Below are 22522 nucleotides of genomic sequence, written 5' to 3'. Positions count from 1 at the left end.
CTCAGCGGCGGCGCAGCGTTGCTTCGATGCTCGCGCGTTGCTGGGTGAGTCGATCCGCGTCGGGCCGGCGGGTCCACGGCCGGAGCTCGGTGACCAGTGGGGGCGCGCTACGCAGGAGCAGGAGCGCGGTGCCGAACGGCAGTGTTCTGATGGTCTCCGGTGGTAGGACCGGCACACGCCGGATGGACCGCTGCATGGACCGCGAACCGTAGTCGCCGACCGAGATGGTGTCCGAGTTCTCGTCGCGTTCGCCGATCAGCGAGGAGAGGTCGCGCAGGTCAGCAGCCGAGGAACTGCCGCCGAGGATGACCTTGACGATCGACGCGTCCCAGATCGCGCCCGCGGCGTGGTCGCCCCACTTGTCCCGTGCTTGAGACAGGGACTGCAGCACCGGGATGGTGGTGATGCCGGTGCCGCCGCCTTCGGCCATCAGCACTGGCAGCGAGGGCAGGGGCGACAGGTTGCCGATCTCGTCCAAGGCCAGCAGGAGCGGAGGGTCGAGCCGCGCGCCGGGGGACGCAGCGGCGAGATGTCGAGCGGTCTCGACGAGGTCCTCGATGAACGCCGCCACGAGGGACCAGGACGCGCCGGCGCCGGCGCCGGTGGCCAACAGGTACAGGGTTCCGTCGTGGGTGAGGAAGTCGGTGGGATCGAAGTGCTCACCCGGGCCTGGTGTGACCGCGTCCAAGACGCGAGGATCGGCCAGACAGGACAGTGCGAGGGACACGCCCATCCAGATCGAGTCCCGGGTGCGCGGATCGGCGTGGATCATTGATTCGAGCGAGTCGGCCCATCCGGCTGCGGCGTCCGGGTGGCTGGCGAGGATAGCGACCGCGTCGGACGCCGACGACGGTGACAGCGTCCAGGTGAACAGTTCCCGTGGGGTGCGGTCGTCGAGTGCGGCGGCGTGCAGCAACGCCTGGAGAGCGGTGCGGGTCTTGCCCTCCCAGAAGCCGCCGGACTCCACGCCGCCGGTCGCGAGCCCGGTCGCCGAGGCGAGCCCGGCGGCGCGGATCATCGCGGTCAGCGGGTCCTCGCACCCACGAACCGGAGACCAACGCAGCCCCGCCGGGAGACCTTCGGCGAGGCGTTGTGGATCGAAGATCGCGACCGGTCCCCGTTCCTGACGTGTCATGAGGGTCGCCGCGACGTTGTCGGGCCGGGTGGCGGTCGTGATGACTGCCCCGGGAGCATCCAAGATCGTGTTGATCACCACGTGGAGTCCTTTGCCTGATCGCGGTGGGCCGAGGACCAGGATCGAGTCCTCCACTGAGGCCCACACGTCGTGCCCGCGGGATCGGCCGAGTCGGTAGCCGACGGAGGCGGCCGCTGGCTTGCTCAGGGAAGGGCGCAGAGTGTGGGCTCGTGCCAGTAGGGCCCGGCGGGAGGCGGCCGTGTTGACGTCGCTTGTGGTGGCGACCCCCTCGAGGCGCCGCAGATCGTGCCGTGACCGGTGGCGCCAGGCGTTGACGCGGGTCCACGTCAGCAGTGCGCAGACGGTCACCATGGCGACCATCGCGGCGACCACGGACCAGTACGCCCACGGGGAGAGTCGCTCCGAGCCGAGGACGGTTGCGGGGTGGCGCGGATCGGTCAGCACGCCAGCGGCGCCCGCCCATCCCACCGTGGGGGACTCGGCACCGGTGAGCCACGCGGCCACGCCGCCCGCCAGACGCAGTACGGCACAGATCAGGCCGAGGACGGCGACGGTCATCAGGCCGAGGTTCACGAGCGTGTCGTCGATGCCGCGACCTCGTGTATTCACGCGGCACCCTCGGAGCTGGCCGCCGTCTCGGGTACCACGACGATCTTGTCGCCGTAGGTCGCCACGAGTGACGGGGGAAGGGTCAGTCTCACGGTGCCGGAGTCGTCGGCGGCCTGATGCGCGACGACGACCGCGACAGCCACGGGTTGGTGCGGCGCGAACCCCACCCGGGTGAGCACGCCGGCGGGTGACGTCGGCGCGGGTCGCTTCGCGGCGGCGGCCGACGGATCTGTCGGTGGCGTGATGATGTCGGTGAACACGGTCCCGTCGTGCTCGCGTACGTCGACGCGCACTGCGGAGCCGAGGTCGGCGGCGATGCCGGTGACGACGCGCTGGAGGTCGGCTCGCTGGAGGTTCTCGCCTGCGCGGTGTGGCCCGGCGTCGACCTGGACGCTCAGTCCGCCGTGCTCATCGACGATGACGTTGATCTGGGGCAGGACCACCGGCATATCCAAGTTGTGCCGCGCGGCGCGGCGGTAGGGCGGGGACACGTGGATGCTCATGGTCCGGCCACCTCCACGGCCCGACGGCAGGCGGTCTCGGGGCTGCGCGTCGGCGGAGGCGGCACGGGTGTCCGCCGGTCGAGGCCAGGCGGGGTTCCGTCTGTTATCTGCGAAGTGGGCAGTGCATCGAGGATGGTGATGGCGGCGGTGCGGACCCGTTCGGCGGTGGACTGAAGCACCTCGACCGCGGACTTACCGTCGACGCTGGACGCCCACGAGGCCACGTACGGGACGGTGTAGCTCCGTGTGTCCAGCTCGTGTGCCGCGCCGACCATGAGCGCGACCGATTCAGCCTCCACCTCAGCGACGCCGCGATGCAGCAGGGCGTCCGCGTTGTCGGGTCCGTGCAGCATCACGTGGGAGAGCTCGTGCGCCAGCGTCTTGACCTGGGCGGCATCGTCCATGTCCATCCGCACCGACACCTCCCGGGTGGCGTAGTCCGTCAGCCCGTTCGCACCGCCGATCGCCGCAGCGGTCGACACGAGTCGCAGGCCGAACCCGCGTGCGGTGATCTGGTCGGCGAGACCGTCCCACAGCCCTTCGGGCGCGAGCCCGGTGAGCAGCGTCGCGCGAGGCTGCTCGGGCAGCGGCTCGCCGCTGGTCTGCGACACGTCCCACACGTGCGCCGGCCGTAGCCCGACCATCCGGGACCGAACGGTCTCCCCAGCCAGGGGTCGTTCACCGCGACCGAGACGACGCCACGAGCTGCTGTCGCTCGGTACGGACGACGCGAATCGGGCGGTCACCGGAGCGAGAATCGCATACCCGGACTGGCCCTTGTCGACATGTCGGCCCAGCGAGAGCCATTGCTTGAAACCCGCCACGTAGGTCGGGAAGGGTTCGGGCACCCGCCCCTCGGCATACGCGGCCTGATGCTGCGCGCAGATCAACAGCGTGTTGTTGAATGAGCGGGCACGGAACCGGGCCGCGAACTCCAGCGCGCGTCGCCAGTCATCGCCGGTCACCAGCGCACCGACTGCCTCGGTGAGCTGCTCCTGCAGCGCCTCGAGCTTCGCCTCACGCGCCGCCGCATCGTTCCCCTGCGTCCTCATCGGTCACCATCGCCTCGGGTCGAGTCCTCGCTCCTCAGGTGCTCAGGCTGCTGCGCGTTCATCCGGCCTGCGGTGTCGAACAGCGCGAGCTCGGCCGGATGCAGTTGGTGCTGCACGACGAACGAGCGGTGCTTGATCCGCCACAGCCCTTGCCCGGTCCCCAGGGTCGGCAGCAGCGCCTGCTCGGTGCCGGTCAATCCCAGCGCGGCCGCAGCGGACCCCAGCTGGTCGGACTCCTGGCGGTAGACGATGCGGGTCTCCGCGTTCGCCAACAGACTCGACGCCAGGGCGCGCATCGCCGAGCCCTGGTCACCCACGTTGTCCAGGTCCGACAGCTTGTGGAAGATCAGCATGTTCGCGATTCCGTAGTGCCGCGCGAGACGCCAGTGAGCATCCATCCGCCGCAGCAGCGCGGGGTGCGCCATCAGCCGCCACGCCTCGTCGTAGATGACCCAGCGTTGTCCGCCCTCCGGGTCGAGCAGGGCCGACTCCATCCACGCCGACGCGCAGGTCATCAGCACCGAGATCAGGGTTGCGTTCTCCGACACCCGCGACAGGTCGAGCGACACCATCGGCAGCGTGGGATCGAATCGGACCGTGGATGGCCCATCGAACAACCCGGCCAGGTCCCCGGCGACCAGCCTCCGCAGGGCGTGACCGGCCAAGCGACCGTCCTCGGTTAACCGTCCGGCCGGATCGTTTCGTGCGGTCGGGGACAGCAGCCGGTCGACGACCATCGGCAGCACCGGCACGTCCGATGATCGGACGGTGTCCTCTAGGGCGACGTCGAGGGCGGTGTGCTCCAGCGGCGTGAGACGACGCTCGAGCACGGTCTCCGCGAGCGCTCCGAGCAGGTCACGGCGCCGCGCCGCGAGTTGGGCTTTCCACTGGGCGTCGTCGACGCCTGCGGGACGGTGCCCTTCGTCGAGGGGGTTGAGTCGGGTCGTCATGCCGTGTCCGAGCGCGATCGCTCTGCCGCCGACCGCTTCGGCGACGGCGGTGTGCTCGCCCTTGGGGTCGCCGGGCACGTAGACGCGGCGGCCGAATGGGATGGATCGGGTGTAGAGGCTCTTGGCCAGCGATGACTTTCCGGCGCCGACGATGCCCGCGATCACCACGTTCGGGGCGGTGATTATGCCGCGCGAATACAGGACCCACGGGTCGTAGACGAAGGAGCTGCCGCTGTAGAGGTCCTGGCCGACGAATACGCCCTCGCTGCCCGTCCCGCCTTCAGCCAGGAACGGGTACGCGCCAGCCAAGGTCGCTGACGTGTCCTGGTGACGCGGTAGCCGCAGGCGCCCCGGTGTTCGCAGCGATTCTGGACCGGGCTCACCGGACCGGGGGAGGAATTCGGCTGCGTCCTGTTCGGCCCGCAGGTCTCTCGCGTCGGCACGTGCCCGGGCCTTGCTTGCGGCGTTCGCCCCTGAGAGGAGGCTCTTGGCGGCGGCGCGTCGCGCTTGGCGCTTCTTGCGCCGTTCGTGTCGAGGCGAGACGAGCACGGTGCTGTGGAGGCGTTCGTCCTTGCGTCCGTTCATAGCCCGAGACCTGTCGGGGCCGATTGGGAGCGATGATCTAATCGGGTGAGCTGTGGCTTGTTCGGCGCGTCCTGGCTGGCGGCTTCGTGGGCGTGCTGGAGCAGGTTCGATACCTGATGGAGGATCTCGCCGGCGCGGTGCAGCTCCCACGACATGGGATATTCCGAGGACCCCACATCGGAACATCGGAGCCGTCGGTGGTTCCGGTGCTGTCGTCCTCGGTCGTGAGAGCTGGCGATCTGATGCAGGGACTCACTGAGTGACTGCGTGGCTGAGCTCAGCGACGTGAGGACCGCGCCGATCTCGTGGCGGTCGTCCATTCGCTCGGTTGCTTGGAGCAGGTCGAGGAGTGCGCGCTGGGCTGCCTCGGCGTGAGCGGCTGGTTCGTCGATCATGTGGAACCTCCGGGAGTTGGATCGATGACGAGGTGAGCACCGGCGGCGGTCAGACCTGCCGGCACAGTGGGAGGGCGGCGCTGGCGAACGCTCGCGCTTGTTGCCCCCACAGGCGGCGTGTCTCGCAGGAGGCTTGGATCGCGGCCTGCTCGACGTCGGCGACAGCGGGTTCGAGCTGGTCTGGCTCGGGTGCGCTGACGACGATCAGCCCGGTGAGGCGCAGGACTCCGTGGCCGGCGGTGAGGTCGGCTTCCTGTTGGAGGACGTCTTGGTATTCGGCGTGCTGTTGAGCGTCTTCGATCTGCCCGATCCGCTGACGCTGCGCGGCATCGGAGATGTACTCGGTCTTCTTCCGGCGGATGTCGCGTGCGGCCTGATCGGTACGCATCGGCGTGTAGAGCAGGGTGAAGGTCCGTCGGATGCCCGAGGACAACAGGACCGGCGCGAGGAATCCGGGATAGACCAGAGAGCGGGGCCATTCACTGATCCACAGCACGCAGTGGTGCGCCGAATCGCTGCATAGGCGGGACCAGTCCTCGCTCACCGCGACCGGCCCGGCGGTGGCGAGGTCACGGCCAAGTTCGCCGTGTCGTTCCAGCGCGGCGGCAACGCCGGGGTCGTAGGCCGAGCGCAGGATGACGGCGAGGTCGCCGGGATCGAGCCAGTCCGTCGGAGCAAGGTCGGCGGACCGCAGGGCCGAGGTCAGGGTGGACATCTCCTGTCGGAGCACGGCAGCCGCGCCACGGTTGCCTCCGCCGGCGGCACGGATGGCGCGGGCGGACCTCTTCAGGTCGATGGAGAGGGAGACGGTGCTCGCGTGGCGTTCGCCTGCCGGTCCGGCCCGGTCGATGAGCTCTTCGTAGATCGTTGAGGTCCACGAGCCGTCGCGTCGGCCGTGTTGGGTCCACCAGTCGCTCAGCCCACGTCCGGAGTCTGGCAACGTGCGTTCGCTCACCTGGAGCGCCGCGATGCGTCCGGACCGGCAGGCCGTGGCGAGGACGCGTCCCCAGCTGGCGACGCGCCGATGTTGCTCGGCCGGATCCAGCAGGAGGAATGCGGGATGCGCCACCGCCACGACAGCGGTGAGTGTGCCCGCGTGCGGGTCGTGGACCATCACCGCGCCGCTGTCGAGGTCGACCCACTGCCTTAGTCGTGCTGCGTCACCGGGCAACGACAAGGTGCCTGCAGGCCGTGGTCGCACGACCCGGCGGCGGAACACCAGCTGCCCGCCCACCATGCGCCACACCCAGGCGGAGGCGATCGGCGCCCATTCGATGACCGCGCGGCCGCCAACTCCAACGAACGCGATGAACGCGCACCCCAGGACCACGGGGGCCGCGATCGCCAATGCTGCCGATCCGCCGGAGTAGAGCCCGATCACCAGGACGACCGCACCGACGCCCACAGTGACGAGCTGGCTCAGAGACAGACCGAGCAGGACGCCGCGACGGCTGAGGCGTGAGAATTTCACCGCATGCAGGCCTGGGGTCTCGGTGCTCGTGACGGGGGTAGTCACGGGGTCACCGTGTTCCCGGGGAGTCGATGAGGGGATCCGCGACGCGCGGCACAGGGGGTCCCGCCTGCGGGGGAGCCGCCCCATCGGCCTGCCGAGACGCTGAACTGCCCGCGGCAGTGCCGACTGTGGAGCCAGCCTTGGCCGCCTGCACTCCGGCGACAGCCGCGGCGCCGACGCCGCCAGCGGCGGCCGCCGAACCACCCGCCGCTCCCGGAGCTGAAGGTCTGGGGATGGGAGCAGGCACCCCGTGCTTCGAGCCGGAGTTCGCTCCACCGAGGACGGCCGGAGGGGCCTGCCCGAGACGACGGTTCATCGGGATGGGGATAGGGCGGTTGAGCGCGGACTTGGCTTCTTGTTCGGCGGACATCGCGTGGTGCATGTCGAATCCCATGAACCCGATGGCCTTGTAGGTTAGGTACGGCGCGAACCCGGCCACGAGCATCAGCACGACGCCGGAGATCGGCTCGCTCACCGACCTGAGGTCGCTGTCGATGGGCGCCGAGACCTGCGCTGTCGCGAGCAGGAAGATCACCACCAGTACGACCTTGGACAAGATGAGCGCGAGCACGAACGCAGCCCATTTGGACACCCAGCCGCGGGTCTGGTCCCAGCTCGCTCCAGCGAGCGCGACGGGCGCAAACACGATCGCGATCAGCAGCAGTGCCTTGCGGATCAGCAGGCTGAGCCAGATGATGACCGCTGCGCCGAGCGCCAAGCCGGCGACGAGGATCGTGATGATCGCGCCGGCACCGGGCGCTGCGACCTGCAGCGACCCGATCCCTGTGGCAAGTAAGGCGATCCGTTCGCCCATCGCATCCATGTTGGTGCCCGCGGCGTGGACGATGCCGATGCTGATCCGGTCGGTCACCTCCAGCGCGGTGGCGATCAGGGCGAGCGCGACGAAGGACCCCAGGATCGACTTCGCGAGTCCGAGCGCGGCCCGAGACAGTGCCGCGGGTTCGCGCCTGATCATCCCGCCGATGACCTGCAGCATGAAGAACCCGAGCATCACGAACACCGCGACCCCGAACAAGATGTTGTAGACCCGGGTGAACTGACCGGACGTGACGTCGACCATCGTGGTGGAGTCGAAGACCGACCAGACGGACTCGAACATCCAGGCGGCCGCGTTGCCCATGCTCACGGCGAGCCAGTCGAACGGGGCGGCCACCAAGTTCGCGGCACCCTCGCCCGCGGTCGAGCAGACCGCTGCGATCACCGGGACGTCACACACGTCGGCCATGGCTGGTCAGACTGCCTGGCCGACGTTCCAGAAGAAGTTCACCAGCGCGACCGATGCCCCGGTGACGATCGCCGCGCCCAGCCCGACCAGCACCCCGAGCTTGCCGCGGCCGGCCATGTGCGGGTTGGAGGAGTTGGCGCCGAGCGCCCACACGATCGCGGAGATGACGACCGCGAGCACCGCCAGGATCAGCCCGACGGTCATCGAAGCACCGACGATGGAACTGAGCTGGCGGATCCCCGGGAGCCCGTTGGAGTTCGGGTCGATGTCGACGTTCGCCGGCAGACGGGTCGCAAGTCGGGTCGGGTTGAGGGTGAGCACGGCGGCCTCCTGGCGGTGTTCGGTCCTACCCGACAGGTGTCGAGTTGTCGACGGATCGCGTCCGACCTCGGCTCGCTGGGCGACAGTGGTTATCGAAAGCGTTGGTTCCGGGACCTAGGGTCGGGACTTGAGTACTCGAAGGAGACCGATGTCTGACGCAGAGCGAGTTCTGTTCGCGCCATTGCAATCGAATGCCCACACACTCTTGGCAGGTCGACCCGTTGTGGCACTGACGGCGCGGCTGAAGCAGGCGTCGATCACGTTCGACCGTGTCCTGCTCGAAGGTGGGGCCAAGATGATCACCGCCGGACCCGAGCTTTCTGCAGTCAGCGACATCCCCTCAGACGGACTGGGATTCCAGACGCCCTCGCAGAGGCGGATCGCCGTTGGGCAGTCATTTTCTCTGACTATGGGTCCATCTGGTCAAGGAGCCGAGTCCCCGGTGACATTCGGATCGAAGACATCCATTCGGTGGCAGCCGACTCTTGAGCCGCTTAGACCGCAGCTGGGTGGTGTGGATTGGGTGGAGTTCGTTTACACCGACATGAGCTCCGAAGCGAAGAACACCGCAAGGAAATGGGCACGGTTGGACAGAGCGAACGGTGCGCTTAAGCGCAGGTTTCCGGATGAACTCGTGCGTGGCGTCGTGATCAAGCACGCTACGTCCGACCTCGCTCTGGCGGCGCATGCGGGCGTGGCAGTGATGCAGGACTCGCTCCATCAGGAGGTCGCCAGGCAGAGGATGGCTGCGGAGTCCGGATGGCGTCCCGTCGGCTTCGCAGTGCCAATGATCGTTCCGCAAGTGTCGGCATGGAGTTGGGCCGAGATCGCGGAGCTTCGAAAGACCAAGCACATGAAGAACTTTCAGCGCGTCCTTGCCGAGTTCGAGGCGTGTGCCCTCGATGAGGCACGCAACGGCGACGTGGAGGCGGCAGTGCACCGCGCGAAAGACCGTTATCTGGCGGCGGCGGTGGGAGAGATCGAAGGCTTGGGTACCTTGCCGAAGATGGCAGTCGTGGAATTCGGAGTCGGAACCGTATTGGGGGCGGTGACGTCGGGAGTCAGCGGTCCTATGGGAATCGTGGCCGGCGCAGCACTCGGGACCGTGGTAGCGACCGTTCATGGTGGTCTCCAGGCGACACGAGCTCGGCGGCTCAAGGGTTGGGTCTCGGTGTATAACGAACTGCTAGTTTGACCTGCGTCCGCATTCGACGAGGCATCTCGAAGCAGACGCGCACGACGACGGTCAGAGCGTGGCTCCGAGATCGAGGAGCCAGTTCGCCCACGCGAGCGCGCCACCGGTGAGCACGGCTCCCGCGAGTGCGACGACGATCCCGGTCTTGGCCTTGCTGGCGGCGTGCCAGCTGCCTTGCACTGATGCGAGTGCCCACGTCGCCGCGCAGACGACGACCATCATCACGGCGGTCAGCAGTCCGTAGGCCAGCAGTGCCCCGACGAGGTGGCGAAGCGTCGAGGACGAGCCGACGGCCCCGAAGTCCGGATTCGTGAGCACTGCGGCGAGGGAGAGTTGGTGGGTCACGTCATGCAGGTGCGTGCGCCGGTCAGGAGACGGTGACGTGCACGTGGTCGTAGTGCCCGCCCGTGACTGATCTGGGGTCGAACATGCCGCCGCCGTCATACGGCCGCCATCCCTCTGCGGCGCGACGGACGGACCAGATTCGGCCCTGCCAGATGAGGTACTCGACCCCGAGCCGCTCAGCGTTCGCCTGGAGCCAGTTGGTCGTTCTCCAGCCCGAATCGAGGGCCTGGCCGGTGGCGCGGGTGCCGATGGCGTTGCCGAAGGTGCCGTCGCAAGCCCGGCCGGCCGTGTGGTCGTTGGCGCTTGGGTTGCCAGGTCGCCAACAAGCCCACGACGATCCGGGGAAACGTTGCTTGACCTGCTGGAGAACGTGAGCGGTGCGGGCGGTGATGCGGCCGGAGGTCGTGGGGTCGTCGACGAGTTGACCCGGGCTTGCCCCCTCAAAGCTCGCGGCGTCGTCCGCCTGTGTGGCGCAGCGCGTTCCGGTCCCGGGTGCGTTAGTTGTGAGTTCGGAGGCGCCCCCGGCGGCGAGCCACGGTTCGGGGTCGATGGGTGCGGCGTCGGACCCGCCGGGGCGGACTTCGAAGTGCAGATGGGCGCCGGTGGAGTAGCCGGCAACGCCGACGTCGGCGATGTGGTCCCCGGCCCTCACCCGGTCACCCGCCCTTACATGAATGCCGTCGGCGTACATGTGCGCGTATCCGGTCGTGATGCGTCGACCTACGACGGTGTGCTCGATCAGGATCAGGTTCCCGTAACCGGCCGAAGCGCCGGCGAAGGTCACGCGGCCGTCCGCTGCCGCAAGGATCGCCGTCCCCGCCGGGGCGGCGTAGTCCGCGCCGGTGTGCAGCTTTCGGATGCCGGTGATCGGGTGGCGACGCATCCCGAACCCGCTGGTGCGGAGCCAGGAACCGCGGGGGAGCGGGAACACCACGCGGCTCGACTCCGGTTCGGTTCCTGCGACGGAGTTCGCGGCGGTGAGCGCTGCGATAATGCGGGTCGCGACGGGTTGCCAGTTCGCGTAGCGGTCCGGGTATCTCGAGATCTCGACCGCTTGAGCTGCGGCACCCGTGGACATCGTCCTCCAACCGGGGATGTCGAGGAGCCCGCGCGGTGCTCCGCGATTCGGTCCGGTCGGGCCGCCGAAAAAGGCGCGCGCCTGGTAGGTCGGGTCCATCAGCTCGGGCACTCGTCCCCAGCCCGTGCTGGGGCGCATCTGGAATAGGCCGAGGCTGTCGTGGTCACTGCCGTCGCCGTCGTGGGGGAACGACATCGAGCTGGGGTGAGCCCGCGAGTTCGCGAGCATCCGCAGACCTGTCTCCGTCAGCGCGGCCATCAGGGCGACGGTGATCCCGTCGCGGCCAACCTCGTCCAGGCGGCTCCCAACCCGCGCGATGGTCGCCGCGTGGGCGAGTTGCTGGCGGTCCAGACGGACGGGTGACCCGTCGGCCGTTCTGGCGTCGACATGATCCGGAACCGGGCCAACGCTCAGACCTGACTCGTTTGTCGAACAGAATGCCTGTGCAGCCGGGTTCACCAGCAGCCCCACGCTCAGCAGGACAGCTGCTGGTCCGAACAGGACCGAGACCAGAGCACCAGCGAGCAGGACTCGCATCCGTGCGTCCTACTGGAGCGGGTCGTCGAGTCGCGACAACCGCAGCAGGTGGCAGGTGGGATAGGTCGGGGCGCAGACGACGAAGACCGTGAACGCGACGTCGTGCTCGGACGTGACCAGCCGACGTTCCCACATGCCGCTGCGACGTCGGGTGCCCTCGACGGTGAACGCAGCTGTCCCGGGTGCGAGCTCACCGTCAGCTTGGACGATCGCGGTGGCCCAGAGCTTCGGGGTGATGACCGTCGTGACGTCGAGACGCTGGCGAGTCTCGTAGCGACGCAGGTCCGCCCATGCGTGATGGGTCGGGAGATAGCCGGTCAGGTCTGAGACGAGCCCGGGGGAGGACTCACCGGTCGGATCGGCGACCTTCAAGAACGGCTCGATGAGCTCCTCGGGACCTGACGCGGTCCGAGTGTCCCACGCGAAGATCGCGACGGCGACCTCACGCGCGAACTGCGTCGGGTCGGTAATGCGCGCGACGCTGCCTGTGGGCGAGCCAATCTGGACGTCTCTGGCCGCGGCTGAGACAGCGGGAGGCGAAGAGGCTTTGGGTTGAGCGGCCGGCTCGGACGGTCGCGAACTGACGGCGACCACGACGGCGCCGAGCAGCAACACGACGGACGCGCCAGTCACCGCCAGGACGAGCATCCGGGGTCGATGACTGGTGAGGAATGGACGAAGCATGGTGGAACCTTCGGTCGAGGTGGCACCACTCAGGTGGCCACTCCCGGCCGAAGCGCCTCGACCTCGCGAGCGAACGCAGTCGACTCGTCCAGGACGTTGCGGAACAGTTGCCAGTCGTCATCCTTAATCTCCCGGGCGAGCTGCTCGGCGTCGTACCGACCCGACCATCCCAACATCTCGGCCCACAACAGAGTGAAGGACCGCGGGCTCCGCCTGATCGACGCGAGACTCGCCGCGCGCCTGGCTTTGTTCTGGCGGGCACGTCGCCGGTCCTCTTCCTTCTTCCGTGCCAAAGCTGCGGCGGCCATCTCATCGAAATCGTCGGCGGGTGTGGGTCGTTTCTCCGCCGCTGTCACCACCGCGCGCACCCGCTGGTAGCTCGGATCGACCGCGCCGCCGTTGCGGACCTGTTGGAGTTCGTTCTCGGCGACCTTGCGCACGTCCGCCGGGCGGCTCCGATCGGCCGCTACCCGCTCCATCTGCAGGATTTGCTCCAGCTGGTTGTAGGACGCCCGGTGCGTCACCAACTCCGCGGCTTGCCGCCGCACGTCTCCGTGGCCGCGCTCCGGTGCCGCCGATTCGGCGGCACCGGGCTGACCTGCGCAAACGTCATCTTCGCGACCGAATCGGGAGAGCTGCTGGCGACGAGCGGCGTCCTCACTCAGCAGCGTCTTGACCTCGTCGTAGAGTGCGGCGGCTTCCAGCGCGGTGAGCGGCTTGTGCGTGGTGTTCTCATCGCGCTCGGCCAGCAGGCGAGCCAGGTCATCGGACAGCCCAGGCCGTACCCAGACCCGAAGGGTGCGCCAACCCAGTTGCTTGACTGCCTCCAAGCGGCGATATCCGCAGATCAGCAGACCGTCGGGGGTGATCGTGATCGGTTGCAGCAGGCCCACCCGTCCGATCGACGCCACCAACGCGGATAGGTCGCCGGTGGTCTGACGGTGCCTGACGCCGACCCGGATCGAGTCCGTCCGGCGCTCGAGCTCGATGTGGCCTGCGATCTCAGACATGAGCGTCTCCCGCAGCCGCCGGCGACGATTCCCAGATGATTGCCGTGACCTCGTCGTCGCAGCACAGCTCGGCGAGTTCCTCACCCAAGCAGAGCCGGAGCAGGATGCCGCGTCCCAGGCGGGTGCCCGCGAAGTCTCCGCGCGGATCACCCAGCACCACCCGCAGCAAGCGGATCCACGACCGTTGGTCCAGGTCCAGCTGGCTGCGACCTCTGACGTCGCGTCGGAGGTACTCATAGGCGCGCTGGCGGTCACCGCAGCTACTCAGCTGGGAGCACACGTACTCCAGGACCATCCGGGCCGCGGCCGGCGTCCAGCCGTTCTCGGCGAACAGTTCGACCGCTCGATCCAAGGCGATGAAGGAGTTGGTCGACTCCTCGGCGCGATCGTCGCTGGTGTGGGCAAAGGTCTCGGGGTCATGGACACGGAACGCGGGATGGAAGTCGGCTAGGGCTCGCTCGCGGTCGCTGAACCGCTCTGCGTCATGGCAGTCCGCCAACTCGGGTCGCCGAGCCGTTTGGTTTGAACACAAGAGTCCTTGCGCTCGTGCCTCGTAGATCAATGTCAATTGAACGGCGCGGGTGATGACTGCCCACGTGTCGTCCGCGACTCGAGCCGATCGTGTGCGCATGACGTCGAACGCAGCGGCCGCTGCGTCAGCAGGCTCCAACCCGTACTTGCGGGCGAGTGCGCCGTACTTGGTCGTCAGGAAGTCGACCAGCTCAGTTGCCTCGGCTTCGTCCTGCCACGCGCGTGGCCCGGAGTAGGCGAGCCGCAGCAACAGGAACCGCAGTCCCTCGGTGGACTCGAGATTTGTTCGGGCAGTCATAGCGACCGGCCTTCCGTCTGAACATCCAGGCCGGCCGGAGCGGCTGGTGCGGCCGATGGCCGCGGGCGCGTCATCGTGGAGACTCGCGACGTGATTCTGCTGGGTGCGTGGCGCGCCCGGCGTGCCAGTTCGTTCTGCAGATCGATGCCTCGCCCGACGGCGCGCGACCCCAGCACGGCGTGCAGTTCGCTGACGCGCACCCAGGCGATAGTCCGGCGCGGTCTGTTCATCGAGGGCGATTGGCCAAGCGAGCGCGGCTTCGTCAGATCCCCAGAAATGGCGTCCTCCGAAGGGCCAACCAGGGCCGGCGAGATGCCGTTCTCGCGAGTGGAACGGTCGACGCGACGTTGGTACCGCTGTTGCGTGTTCATCGTCCGACTGCTTCGACGGGGATCGATCGGTTCGCGCTTGGGGCCGCTGCTTGGGCTGCGACCCGGTAGGCCGATCGGATGGTGGTGATCGACTCCCGTTCGGACAAGCCCGCCTCGCAGCCGGCACGGCTCAGCAGGGTCGCCGTGGTGGTGAAGTCGCGACCTTGCTCGACCATCCGGCACGCCGCCCAGAACAGGCCAGCATTTCGTCCACCCTGAGTCCGGCTCGCCACCCACGCCGCGAGTCGTTCCGGTCGAGCGTCGAGAGCTGGTGCGTCGATCGGTCTGGCCATCGGCTTCGGGGGATCCAGGAATGCCCGCAACGCTCGCGCGTCCATGGGAGCGGGTTCGTGATGGGTGGCGACCGCGATGGACCGGTACACGCCACCGCATCCGTCGGAGTCCGCGACCGCCGACGGCGGCACGATGATGTAACCGCCGTCGCCACGAAAGTCGATGTGCTGGCTGGGCACCTGCCACGACCGTTGCTCGCGACCCTGCTCGCTCGGGAAGTAGACGTGAACCCCGCCCGACGGCGTCCTCACCAGCCACGACCAGCCGTCGACCAGACCCTCGGCTCGAGCACCCTTGAAGGCGTCGAACCCGGAACCTGCCGGGTGAACATCGATGTCCACGACGTCGATGCCCGATCGGGCCCCGGTCGGTACGCCGATGTTGGCGTCAGGCCACCGGGTCCACCACGGGCCGACTTGCGCAATGTCGGCGGTCGCGTCGTGGAACCCATGCGCCGTCAGCGGAGTCTTCCCGCCCGGCACGCAGGGAAACACGGGAATGTGCCGGCTCAACAACAGACTCAACGCATCCACCTGGGACGAGGCGAGCGCGAGTGCCTCGTGTAGTTCAGCTCCCCAGCGATCCGCCGGCGCTTGTCGCTCCTGGACTCTCCTCATGCCCTGAATGTGCACCCAGCACCGGCGATTCCCGGTCCGAACGCCCCGGAACGTCCCCGGACTGTTGGGGGCGTTCGCGTTGCGTTTTCGCAGATCAGAGGGCGTTCGCAAATTTGTTCAGAAAGTTCAGGCCCCTCGCCAGGCGAACACCCCCGAACACCCCCTGTTCAGAAACCGATGCGAGCCAGACTCCTATGTGGGACATTCATGAGCGGACCGGGGCCGGTCAGCGACGGCGGATGGCGCGACGCGTCGCGACGCCGCGGGGGCACCCCGGTGGAGGAACGCGGGACAGTCCCCATGCCGGGCCGGTGGGGACCGGAGCATCAGGCCGAGCCGTCACGACGTGCGTCGTAGACCTTCTGCATTCGGATCTCTGTATACGGCACGGTCAGGTTCGGGGCGGGTCGGGTCTGAGTAACCACGACTTGGGAGCCGGTTTCCTGCGCGGCTCGACCGATGAGGTCCAGAGCCCGCTCGACCTCTGCGGGCGGGATGCCCTGTTGGTACGGGTTATCAAGGAGTAGGACGCCGGGGGCGCAGGTCTGCTGATCCGGTAGACCCGCGAGGCGTACGAGCGCGTAACTGTAAGCGAGGAAGAACAGCACTTTGGTCTCGGCGCCGAGCTTCGAGTCCCAGCGGCCTGTACCGACAAAGAACGCCACGTCTTCGGAAGAGACCGTGACCGACAGGCCGATCCAGGTTCCGTCTGTCGGGAGTTGGTTGAGGAACTCGTTCATGAAGTCGGCGAACTGCGCGCAGCGTCTGGCTGCATTGCTGGATGCTGCAGCCTCGCCGTCGGAGATCGACTGCAGTCGGTCCACCTCTGCCTGCGCCTTGGCGACTGCCGCGCTGGTCTCCTCTGTGCGGGCAAGGATGGCTTCCAGTGCTGGCAAGGCGGCCAACTGTTGTCGCAGCCGTCCGATCTCAGCGGCGGAGTCTTCGAGTTGTGCCATGAACGGGGCAAGCGCGATCCGGCGGCGATCCTGAAGCTGCGCAGTCAACCTCCTGCGGGTGTCTTCAGCGATCTCCCGTGCAGCCGAGAGGTTGTCCACCTCAACCGAGGTTCGTTCGATGACCTCGTTCAAATCTTCAAGTTCGGACTGGAGTGCACGGATTTCACGATCGGCTCGCGCTTTGCGCAGGTCGAGTGTGACCTCCTGTCCGCAGACGTAGCAACCAGGATGATCGTGCTCGGCAGGATCCACGGCCTGCTCGCACGCAGGGCAAACCCGAACGGGAAGCTGGTCGAACACGTCGACGGAGTCGCGCAACCGCAGCAGTCGGTGAATCTCGCCCTGAACGTTCTCAACTGATCGACCGTGTTCAGCAAGCACGAAGCGGAGCTGCCCCAGCCGCTGGCCGCCCGCCTCGATCTCCAAGGCGAGCTCTTCGAGACGTTCAGCAGTGTCGGTGCGGGCACCGGCCTCCAGGTCGGCTCGATGCGCTGCGGACTCCGCCGAGCGCGTGATCGCGTCTCGGGTTTCGACCGCGATGCGCAGTTCGCCTTCGAGGAGGTCGCGAGCGCGTGTCAGGCTGCTTGTGTCGATCACCGGCGGCAAGTTCAGCTGGCGGGTCAGACCGCTGACGGTCTTCTGGGTGCTCTCGACGGCCTCGCGGTGCGCTGCTTCGGCCCGCGCCAGTGTCCGCGATGCCTGGCCGAGCTCGAACGTCGCCGACTCGTACCGCTGTGGAGCGAACCCGAGGAACAGGCTGACGACCCCGCGACGCAGAAACTCCTCCTCCTTGCTGGCGAATTCCGCCCAGGACGTCTCACGGCGGTAGATGTGCCGCAGCAAGTCGCGGAACGAGAGCGGGTGTTCCTTGGTTGCTGTCGCCGGGTTCACCCCGAGAGGAATCTGCAGAACAGGCCAGCCGAGCGTGCTCAGAACCCATTCGGACACATCAGCTAGTTCGTAGGGCTCGCCGTCGATGAGGACCTTGGTCTTCAACCCGTGCTTGAACTCCCGGACAAGGCGGTGCCGTGTGCCGTTGGTGGCGATTTCAATGGCAACCGCCTGATAGTCACGCGCGACGGCAACGCCGAGCACGGTTTCGGCCGTCTTGCGGTTGCCGAAACAGAAGTCGACGACTTTCAACGTGGTCGTCTTCGAGCTGTTTCGTTCCCCTGTGATGAAGGTGATGGGCGACTGCCCAAGGTCGAAACTCTCGACCTCGCCTGAGTCGAGGATGAGCTCGATGTGAAGGATGCGGAGGCCGCGGCCCAGGTTGAGGGGCGGCTGGGGCTCCTGCGCCAGCGTCGTCATTGGTTGATCTCATTCCAGTGTCGGAGCTCGCCGACCTCAGTGGGGAATAGGTCATAAACCAGGTCTTTGAGTTCGGTCCCGTTGAGCTGGCAAAGCGAGTCGCGCATTGTGCTGCAGCGCTCGGCGATCGGGGCAAAGGAAGGACGGCGCAGAAGTTCCTCCGCAGCCTTCACCCCGGCCGCCGTCAGGGCCACCTTTTCTATCCTGGCGTTAGTGATCCGAATCAGGTTGCGTGCCCGGAGGAAGGCGAGAAACTGGCGGTAGCGGGGGTCCCACGGCCCGTACCGGTACCGGATCATGGGCGCTTCGACTTCATGGTCGCGGGGCTCCCACATCGCGAGGTTCGGGTCAGTTGCTCGCATCTCTTCGTGGGCGCGAGCGAGGAACAGCGGATACCTGACGAAGAAGTCCAGCTTCGCCAGTTTGGTTCGGCCTTCGATGCTCCCGCGTGCGCCTTCACCGCAAATTCGGAGAAGCACCAAGATGCGGGCGGCATGGAAGTCAAGGCTTTCGTCGGGGTCCCACGCCCGGTGCAATGGCGGAACCACGGAGCGGCCGATGTCACTCATCGCGGTACCTGTTCTGGCAGCGGGCGGTGACGTCGCAGAGAGCTTGGAGCGTCTTAGCGCGCGATGTTCCGAGCCGCGTGGACAACTCTCTCATCGCTTCCATCGTGGCGGCGTAGGCGGCCGCGCCGTCCGCAATCGCACCTGCGCGTCGTTGTGCATTGATCTCGACGGTGACCGCGTGGACCTCGTCGCTGAGGTCATTCAGCTCGGCGAGCTTCATTCCAACAGCGGAACGCTGCTCACGGCGGTATCGCAACCAGGCGTCGTTCTGAGCCTGGATCTCGGGCTCGCTCAGTCCGGCGGCCTCCAGCTTCCTCGACAAAGCCGGTAGGGGTTCAGCTGCGCCGTCGGCCCTACGCCCGGTCACCTGGGTAATGATGCGTTCGACGAGAGCCGCGAAGTCTGCCGCAGTCCATTCCTTCGGCTCAAGCGCGCGAGCATCCCGCGCGACCTCGGCCAGCAGCCGGTCAAGAACCTCTTGAAGGTCGGAGTAGAACTGCACCCCGAAACGTTCGAGAAATCCGGCATTCAGCTTGCCGATCAACTTGCCTTCGACGTCTTCAATGCTTCGACCTTCGACGATGACCTCGAACGCGTCGACGCGCTGCTCGATGGTGCAGCCATTCGGCAGGGTGAGCCCGTCGAGCTTCTCAACGATGACGGCCTTTTCGTCCGCCGACGGCGTTGGGGTTGACTCCCGGTCGCAGCAGAAGGCTTTGAGGTTCGGCTGCGGTTCCTCATTGACCAAGAGCGTGAATCGTTCAGTCAGCGGGGATTCCGGCTTCGCGGTGAACAGCTTGCCGAGGATGCTGGTCTCGATCTTCGCCTTCTTGTCGGGACTAGTGATAGTCGCCGCACTGTGCCGGCCGCCGCCTTCAATTGTCTTGACTTGCCGGTAGATGACGCAGTCACCCGCCAGGCTGACGCAGACGATGTCCTCGGCGTCCTCGAACGACACCTTCGAGTAGAGGGTTCCGAGTTCGAGGCAGTCCAGCAGTGTTACGGCGTCCTGATAGGCAAAGCCGCGTCGGGCACGGCGACCGCCTTCGACTACGGTCACTGTGCCTCCTTCGCGTGGGATGGGACGACGGGCTCATGCGCCACGCTGCCCCCGAGGATTCCATTCGGAGACTCCGGTGTCTCGGAGTAGCAGAAGTTTGCCCCCCGACCCGGAAGGTTCTTGCGACATGAGTAGCGCGAATCGCGACGATTCCAGGAACCAACTTCGCTGTCAGTCCGCGTGATCTACTTCTTTCCGCCGCGTACGCGACTGGTCAGGCGAGGTTCCTTGACGCCGGCGGACGGCTGTCACTGCACTCGGTGTTTGATAACGCAGAGCGGTACGAGCCGAGCCTGGAGGTACGCGGCATGCGGCCGCCCCCGAGGACGGCATCTGGAGTGACCACACGAGTCTTGGTCCGATCTTCGACGCGGATTGGTCGTCATTTCCCCCGGTGCCTCGCCGAAATGTCCGCCGTACGCGTCAAGATCCACTGCGTGGATGCATTCGACCTCACCGGCTACTCCGGATTGCTACCTCGTCGCTTTGCGAGGGTCATCTTTTCCTGCCTCGTTATAGGTCTCGCGATCTTCCCTCCCGTGCGCGAGTGGTACGTGGATCAGGCCGTGCGCCACGGGAAGCACGTCGCTGACGAAATCGTTGGTCACTTCGATTTCGCGCCGACCACGGAGCAGTCCAAGCCAGCTTCCAAGGCGCATCGCGAGATGCCCTAGGTCGGACGTTCGCATCATCGCGCTGGCTGCGACTCGTCGGGTTTGGCGCCGGGCTAACCTCTCGAGCCCACGCGCTCAGCGCGTTTGCGGCGGGCGGGCTGAGACAAGTCAGTCGCCGCGCGGAGCCTTCCATGTCCGAGTCGACCGTCTTCCCATTCCAACCCACCAAAATTACGACTGCTCAACTCGCTGCAGTCTCATACTTGGCACGCTATTCGGGCCGCACGCACAGCCTGTACGCCTACCAACTTCGGCGCTGGTTCATCTGGTGCGAGAGCAACGGAGTAGACCCCTCCTCGGGATCCAACGCGCTCACGTCGAGCTGTACATGCACCAGCTCGGTGACAGCGGACTGATGGACTCCTCGATCGTGACGATGATGCGCGGGGTCCGCGGATTCTTCCGATTCGCACACATCGATGGGCTGATCGCGGCCGACCCAGCGGTCTACGCACGACTGCCCAAGGTCCAACACGTCGAGTCCCGCACCCAAGGACTTGATCGCCTCGAACCAATCCGCCTTCTCCAAGTTGCTCAGACCCTCACGGTCCACCACGGTGCCCTGGCGTTCCTTCTGGGTATCAACGCGCTGCGCGGATCCGAAGCCGCAGCAGTTGGAATCGAGGACTACGCCGAGACCTTACGCGGGCAACGGGTCCTGCATTTGGTCGGCAAAGGCAATAAGCCAGCCACCATGCCGATCACCGTCCCCATCCTCCGCGTCCTCGAAGCATGCCGAGGTGAGCGCACCGCCGGGCCACTCGTCCTGCGACCGACCAGGAGCAACCCGATCGACCGACGCGACGCCTACCGCATGGTTGCCCGGATCGCGAAGGTCGCCGGCATCCCGCGGCACATCAGCCCGCACTCACTGCGCCCCGCCGCAATCACCAACGCTCTCGATGCCGGAGTCCCGCTCCGCGACGCGCAGATCCTGGCCCGCCACGCGGACCCACGCACCACCGAGCACTACGACCGTGCCCGCGGCAGCCTCGACCGTCACGGCGTCCACTTCCTCACCGCCTACGTCGCAGGCGTATGAACGTCGGCGTCCTTTGCGCCCACTTAAACTCAGCTGCACTACGGGAACCGCCGCGAGCGCCGTCTCTTTACATCCCGCCAAGTCCGTCGTCCGCCGCGCCTCCGCTTCGATCTTGGATGGCGGCTGAGATCACGCAGTCTTGGAGTTCCCGCGCGTCTGTCGCGAGTGCATCCCACTGCTCAGTCGGACTGACCTCCCAAATGTCGCGAAGCGAGTCACGGAACCGGCCAAACTGCGCTCTCACGTCGGAAGAACAGTGGACCCCTACGCGATGTTGAAGGATCGGGAGTCGCGCCTTGATGTCGAGTAGGTCACTATTGGTAATCGGTGACTGGTCGTCCGGAAGAACATCGGCGCCGCCCCATGAAGCGAGGTGAATTGCGTCCTCAGCGAGTTCCAGCACATTCTCGTAGATGTCACTTCGCTGCCTAAGCGTCTCTCGCTGCAGCTCAGCTCTAAGCTCAAACTCCAAGCGCGCACGCTGCTGGGCGGCCTGCCCCTCGAGCATTGCCTGATTTGTGACTGTGTTGTGGCGATTGGTCAGCCAGACGCCGAGGACGGTGATACCGGCACCGAGGGGAGCCCCCGCGAGGGCCAGCCAAACTTCGCTCCATGCAGTCGGGTCAGAGGCCATGGCGGCAGACTAGTCAGTGAAGGGCAGCAATGCTCGATCGCGTGGGCGTCTCCGCCGGGAGACAAACCACCTCAGTCTAGAAGCTCTAGCCGGCACGTGATTTCACGGAGACCAGGCCTCTACTTCTTGCGGCCACGCCGTCACAAGAGGATGCTCGGGCGCACGGACGCAGGACATGGATTCAGAGAAGCGGCGCAAGTGCTTAGTGGACGCTACGTCCGAAGCGCAAGGTATGTTCATCCGATGATCACCCTTGCAAGTACGAACGAGCAGCGCGCTGAGGTTCAGGAGCTGTTCGAGCGTGTTTTCGTGGGTATCGAGGACAACGCTGTTCCCGTCATTGAACACGACTACCTCTACGCCGCACTTGTCCCGCAGATTCACGACGAGACTGGCCGCCTGCTCGCGGCGGCGATGTCATGTCGGACTCAAATCGCGGCAGGAGCAATTATGGCGAGCCGTGCGGGCTTGCCAGATGCACATGGAGTACTCCCGCTTATCGATAAACATAGCGAGCTCGATCTGGTCACGGTCGATCCAACTCACCGGAACCAAGGTCTCGGCTCCAAGCTTCTCAGGTACTTGGAGGCGGAATTAGCCAGCCGTGGGGTCCGAGCGTGGTTCGGCAACGTCACCGCAAATCTCGAAGTCGATCGACTCAGGAACTTCTACAAGTCGCACGGCTTCAATGTGCTCCCCGACTTCGAACCTCTGCCGCCACTACTGGGGCGCAATTGGACGATGCCGAACTCGGCTAAGCCGCAGTTCTTCTTCTACAAGCGTCCCCGCATCTGGATCGACCAGAAGCGGCTGGCACCGGCGTAGCCGTAGCGAGCTTGCGTCCTTCCGCGATTCAGTCTGCTTCGCCCACGATGACGCATCCACAGGACCGCGGAGACACGGAGGGCGACGCCGAGGTGCCGGCGCCCCGCTTCAATCGCCCTTCGCGGGCCGGTGCGCCGGTCTGGGGCGCGGAGGTGCAGGGC

Annotated in this window: 22 protein-coding genes; 4 read left to right on the top strand and 18 right to left on the bottom strand. The window is 66.6% G+C overall.

Annotation, left to right across the window (positions count from 1 at the left end; genetic code table 11):
* Position 1: 1 nt before the first annotated feature.
* From ACK99Q_RS13990 to ACK99Q_RS13955, 8 genes are read right to left on the bottom strand one after another with little or no spacing between them, the layout of a single operon-like run.
* Positions 2-1729 carry a type IV secretory system conjugative DNA transfer family protein gene (locus ACK99Q_RS13990; RefSeq protein ID WP_410186728.1) on the bottom strand — a complete coding sequence of 576 codons (1728 nt, stop codon included), beginning with the start codon at positions 1727-1729 and terminating at the stop codon, positions 2-4.
* Positions 1730-1761: 32 nt separating this feature from the next.
* On the bottom strand, positions 1762-2268 hold the full coding sequence (locus tag ACK99Q_RS13985; RefSeq protein WP_410186727.1) for a hypothetical protein: 507 nt from the start codon (positions 2266-2268) through the stop codon (positions 1762-1764).
* Positions 2265-3320, bottom strand: coding sequence for an ArdC-like ssDNA-binding domain-containing protein (locus ACK99Q_RS13980; protein WP_410186726.1), 1056 nt, complete (start codon positions 3318-3320; stop codon positions 2265-2267). The genes ACK99Q_RS13985 and ACK99Q_RS13980 overlap by 4 nt, the downstream gene beginning before the upstream one ends.
* Complete coding sequence (locus tag ACK99Q_RS13975) at positions 3317-4855, bottom strand: VirB4 family type IV secretion system protein (RefSeq protein ID WP_410186725.1); 1539 nt, start codon at positions 4853-4855, stop codon at positions 3317-3319. Before ACK99Q_RS13975 ends, ACK99Q_RS13980 begins: the two co-directional genes overlap by 4 nt.
* Positions 4852-5250: a hypothetical protein gene (locus ACK99Q_RS13970; RefSeq protein WP_410186724.1), complete on the bottom strand. Its 399-nt coding sequence runs from the start codon at positions 5248-5250 to the stop codon at positions 4852-4854. The genes ACK99Q_RS13975 and ACK99Q_RS13970 overlap by 4 nt, the downstream gene beginning before the upstream one ends.
* 49 nt (positions 5251-5299) lie before the next feature.
* Positions 5300-6766, bottom strand: a complete 1467-nt coding sequence (locus tag ACK99Q_RS13965) for an SCO6880 family protein (RefSeq protein ID WP_410186723.1) — start codon at positions 6764-6766, stop codon at positions 5300-5302.
* A 4-nt stretch (positions 6767-6770) separates the two neighbouring features.
* Positions 6771-8009 (bottom strand): conjugal transfer protein TrbL, encoded by a 1239-nt coding sequence (locus tag ACK99Q_RS13960; protein ID WP_410186722.1) that lies wholly within the window; start codon positions 8007-8009, stop codon positions 6771-6773.
* Positions 8010-8015: 6 nt separating this feature from the next.
* On the bottom strand, positions 8016-8330 hold the full coding sequence (locus ACK99Q_RS13955; protein WP_410186721.1) for a DUF6112 family protein: 315 nt from the start codon (positions 8328-8330) through the stop codon (positions 8016-8018).
* 148 nt (positions 8331-8478) lie between these two features.
* On the opposite strand from ACK99Q_RS13955, the gene ACK99Q_RS13950 reads away from it, so the two are divergent.
* Entirely contained in the window at positions 8479-9525 is a 1047-nt protein-coding gene (locus ACK99Q_RS13950; RefSeq protein WP_410186720.1) for a hypothetical protein, read from the top strand.
* Between the two features lie 51 nt (positions 9526-9576).
* Here the strand turns inward: ACK99Q_RS13950 and ACK99Q_RS13945 are convergent, their stop codons facing one another.
* The 9 genes from ACK99Q_RS13945 to ACK99Q_RS13905 form a co-directional block, all read right to left on the bottom strand.
* Positions 9577-9870 (bottom strand): DUF6112 family protein, encoded by a 294-nt coding sequence (locus ACK99Q_RS13945; RefSeq protein WP_410186719.1) that lies wholly within the window; start codon positions 9868-9870, stop codon positions 9577-9579.
* 22 nt (positions 9871-9892) lie between these two features.
* Positions 9893-11485: a M23 family metallopeptidase gene (locus ACK99Q_RS13940; RefSeq protein ID WP_410186718.1), complete on the bottom strand. Its 1593-nt coding sequence runs from the start codon at positions 11483-11485 to the stop codon at positions 9893-9895.
* A 9-nt stretch (positions 11486-11494) separates the two neighbouring features.
* The gene (locus tag ACK99Q_RS13935; RefSeq protein WP_410186717.1) at positions 11495-12133 is read right to left on the bottom strand and encodes a hypothetical protein; all 639 of its coding nucleotides are present in this window, start codon (positions 12131-12133) and stop codon (positions 11495-11497) included.
* Between the two features lie 65 nt (positions 12134-12198).
* The gene (locus ACK99Q_RS13930; protein WP_410186716.1) at positions 12199-13179 is read right to left on the bottom strand and encodes a ParB N-terminal domain-containing protein; all 981 of its coding nucleotides are present in this window, start codon (positions 13177-13179) and stop codon (positions 12199-12201) included.
* The gene (locus tag ACK99Q_RS13925) at positions 13172-14008 is read right to left on the bottom strand and encodes a serine/arginine repetitive matrix protein 2 (RefSeq protein WP_410186715.1); all 837 of its coding nucleotides are present in this window, start codon (positions 14006-14008) and stop codon (positions 13172-13174) included. The genes ACK99Q_RS13930 and ACK99Q_RS13925 overlap by 8 nt, the downstream gene beginning before the upstream one ends.
* Before the next feature lie 367 nt (positions 14009-14375).
* The gene (locus ACK99Q_RS13920) at positions 14376-15290 is read right to left on the bottom strand and encodes a bifunctional DNA primase/polymerase (RefSeq protein ID WP_410186714.1); all 915 of its coding nucleotides are present in this window, start codon (positions 15288-15290) and stop codon (positions 14376-14378) included.
* 326 nt (positions 15291-15616) lie between these two features.
* Positions 15617-17557 carry a hypothetical protein gene (locus ACK99Q_RS13915; RefSeq protein ID WP_410186713.1) on the bottom strand — a complete coding sequence of 647 codons (1941 nt, stop codon included), beginning with the start codon at positions 17555-17557 and terminating at the stop codon, positions 15617-15619.
* Entirely contained in the window at positions 17554-18126 is a 573-nt protein-coding gene (locus ACK99Q_RS13910; RefSeq protein WP_410186712.1) for a hypothetical protein, read from the bottom strand. Before ACK99Q_RS13910 ends, ACK99Q_RS13915 begins: the two co-directional genes overlap by 4 nt.
* The gene (locus ACK99Q_RS13905; protein ID WP_410186711.1) at positions 18119-19186 is read right to left on the bottom strand and encodes a dsDNA nuclease domain-containing protein; all 1068 of its coding nucleotides are present in this window, start codon (positions 19184-19186) and stop codon (positions 18119-18121) included. Before ACK99Q_RS13905 ends, ACK99Q_RS13910 begins: the two co-directional genes overlap by 8 nt.
* 437 nt (positions 19187-19623) lie before the next feature.
* Here ACK99Q_RS13905 and ACK99Q_RS13900 point away from each other — a divergent pair, with 437 nt between their 5' ends.
* Together ACK99Q_RS13900 and ACK99Q_RS13895 are read left to right on the top strand one after the other, a co-directional pair.
* Positions 19624-19860 (top strand): hypothetical protein, encoded by a 237-nt coding sequence (locus ACK99Q_RS13900; RefSeq protein ID WP_410186710.1) that lies wholly within the window; start codon positions 19624-19626, stop codon positions 19858-19860.
* 328 nt (positions 19861-20188) lie between these two features.
* A complete protein-coding gene (locus tag ACK99Q_RS13895; protein ID WP_410186709.1) occupies positions 20189-20902 on the top strand; it encodes a tyrosine-type recombinase/integrase in 714 nt (237 codons plus the stop codon).
* A 67-nt stretch (positions 20903-20969) separates the two neighbouring features.
* Here ACK99Q_RS13895 and ACK99Q_RS13890 read toward each other — a convergent pair whose 3' ends face one another.
* Positions 20970-21536: a hypothetical protein gene (locus ACK99Q_RS13890; RefSeq protein WP_410186708.1), complete on the bottom strand. Its 567-nt coding sequence runs from the start codon at positions 21534-21536 to the stop codon at positions 20970-20972.
* 243 nt (positions 21537-21779) lie between these two features.
* On the opposite strand from ACK99Q_RS13890, the gene ACK99Q_RS13885 reads away from it, so the two are divergent.
* Positions 21780-22361 carry a GNAT family N-acetyltransferase gene (locus ACK99Q_RS13885; protein WP_410186707.1) on the top strand — a complete coding sequence of 194 codons (582 nt, stop codon included), beginning with the start codon at positions 21780-21782 and terminating at the stop codon, positions 22359-22361.
* Positions 22362-22522 lie beyond the last annotated feature (161 nt).

The organism is Aeromicrobium sp. MLTX1, assembly GCF_046452335.1.
GTDB lineage: Bacteria > Actinomycetota > Actinomycetes > Propionibacteriales > Nocardioidaceae > Aeromicrobium.
This window is presented reverse-complemented; position numbering and strand designations above follow the sequence as displayed.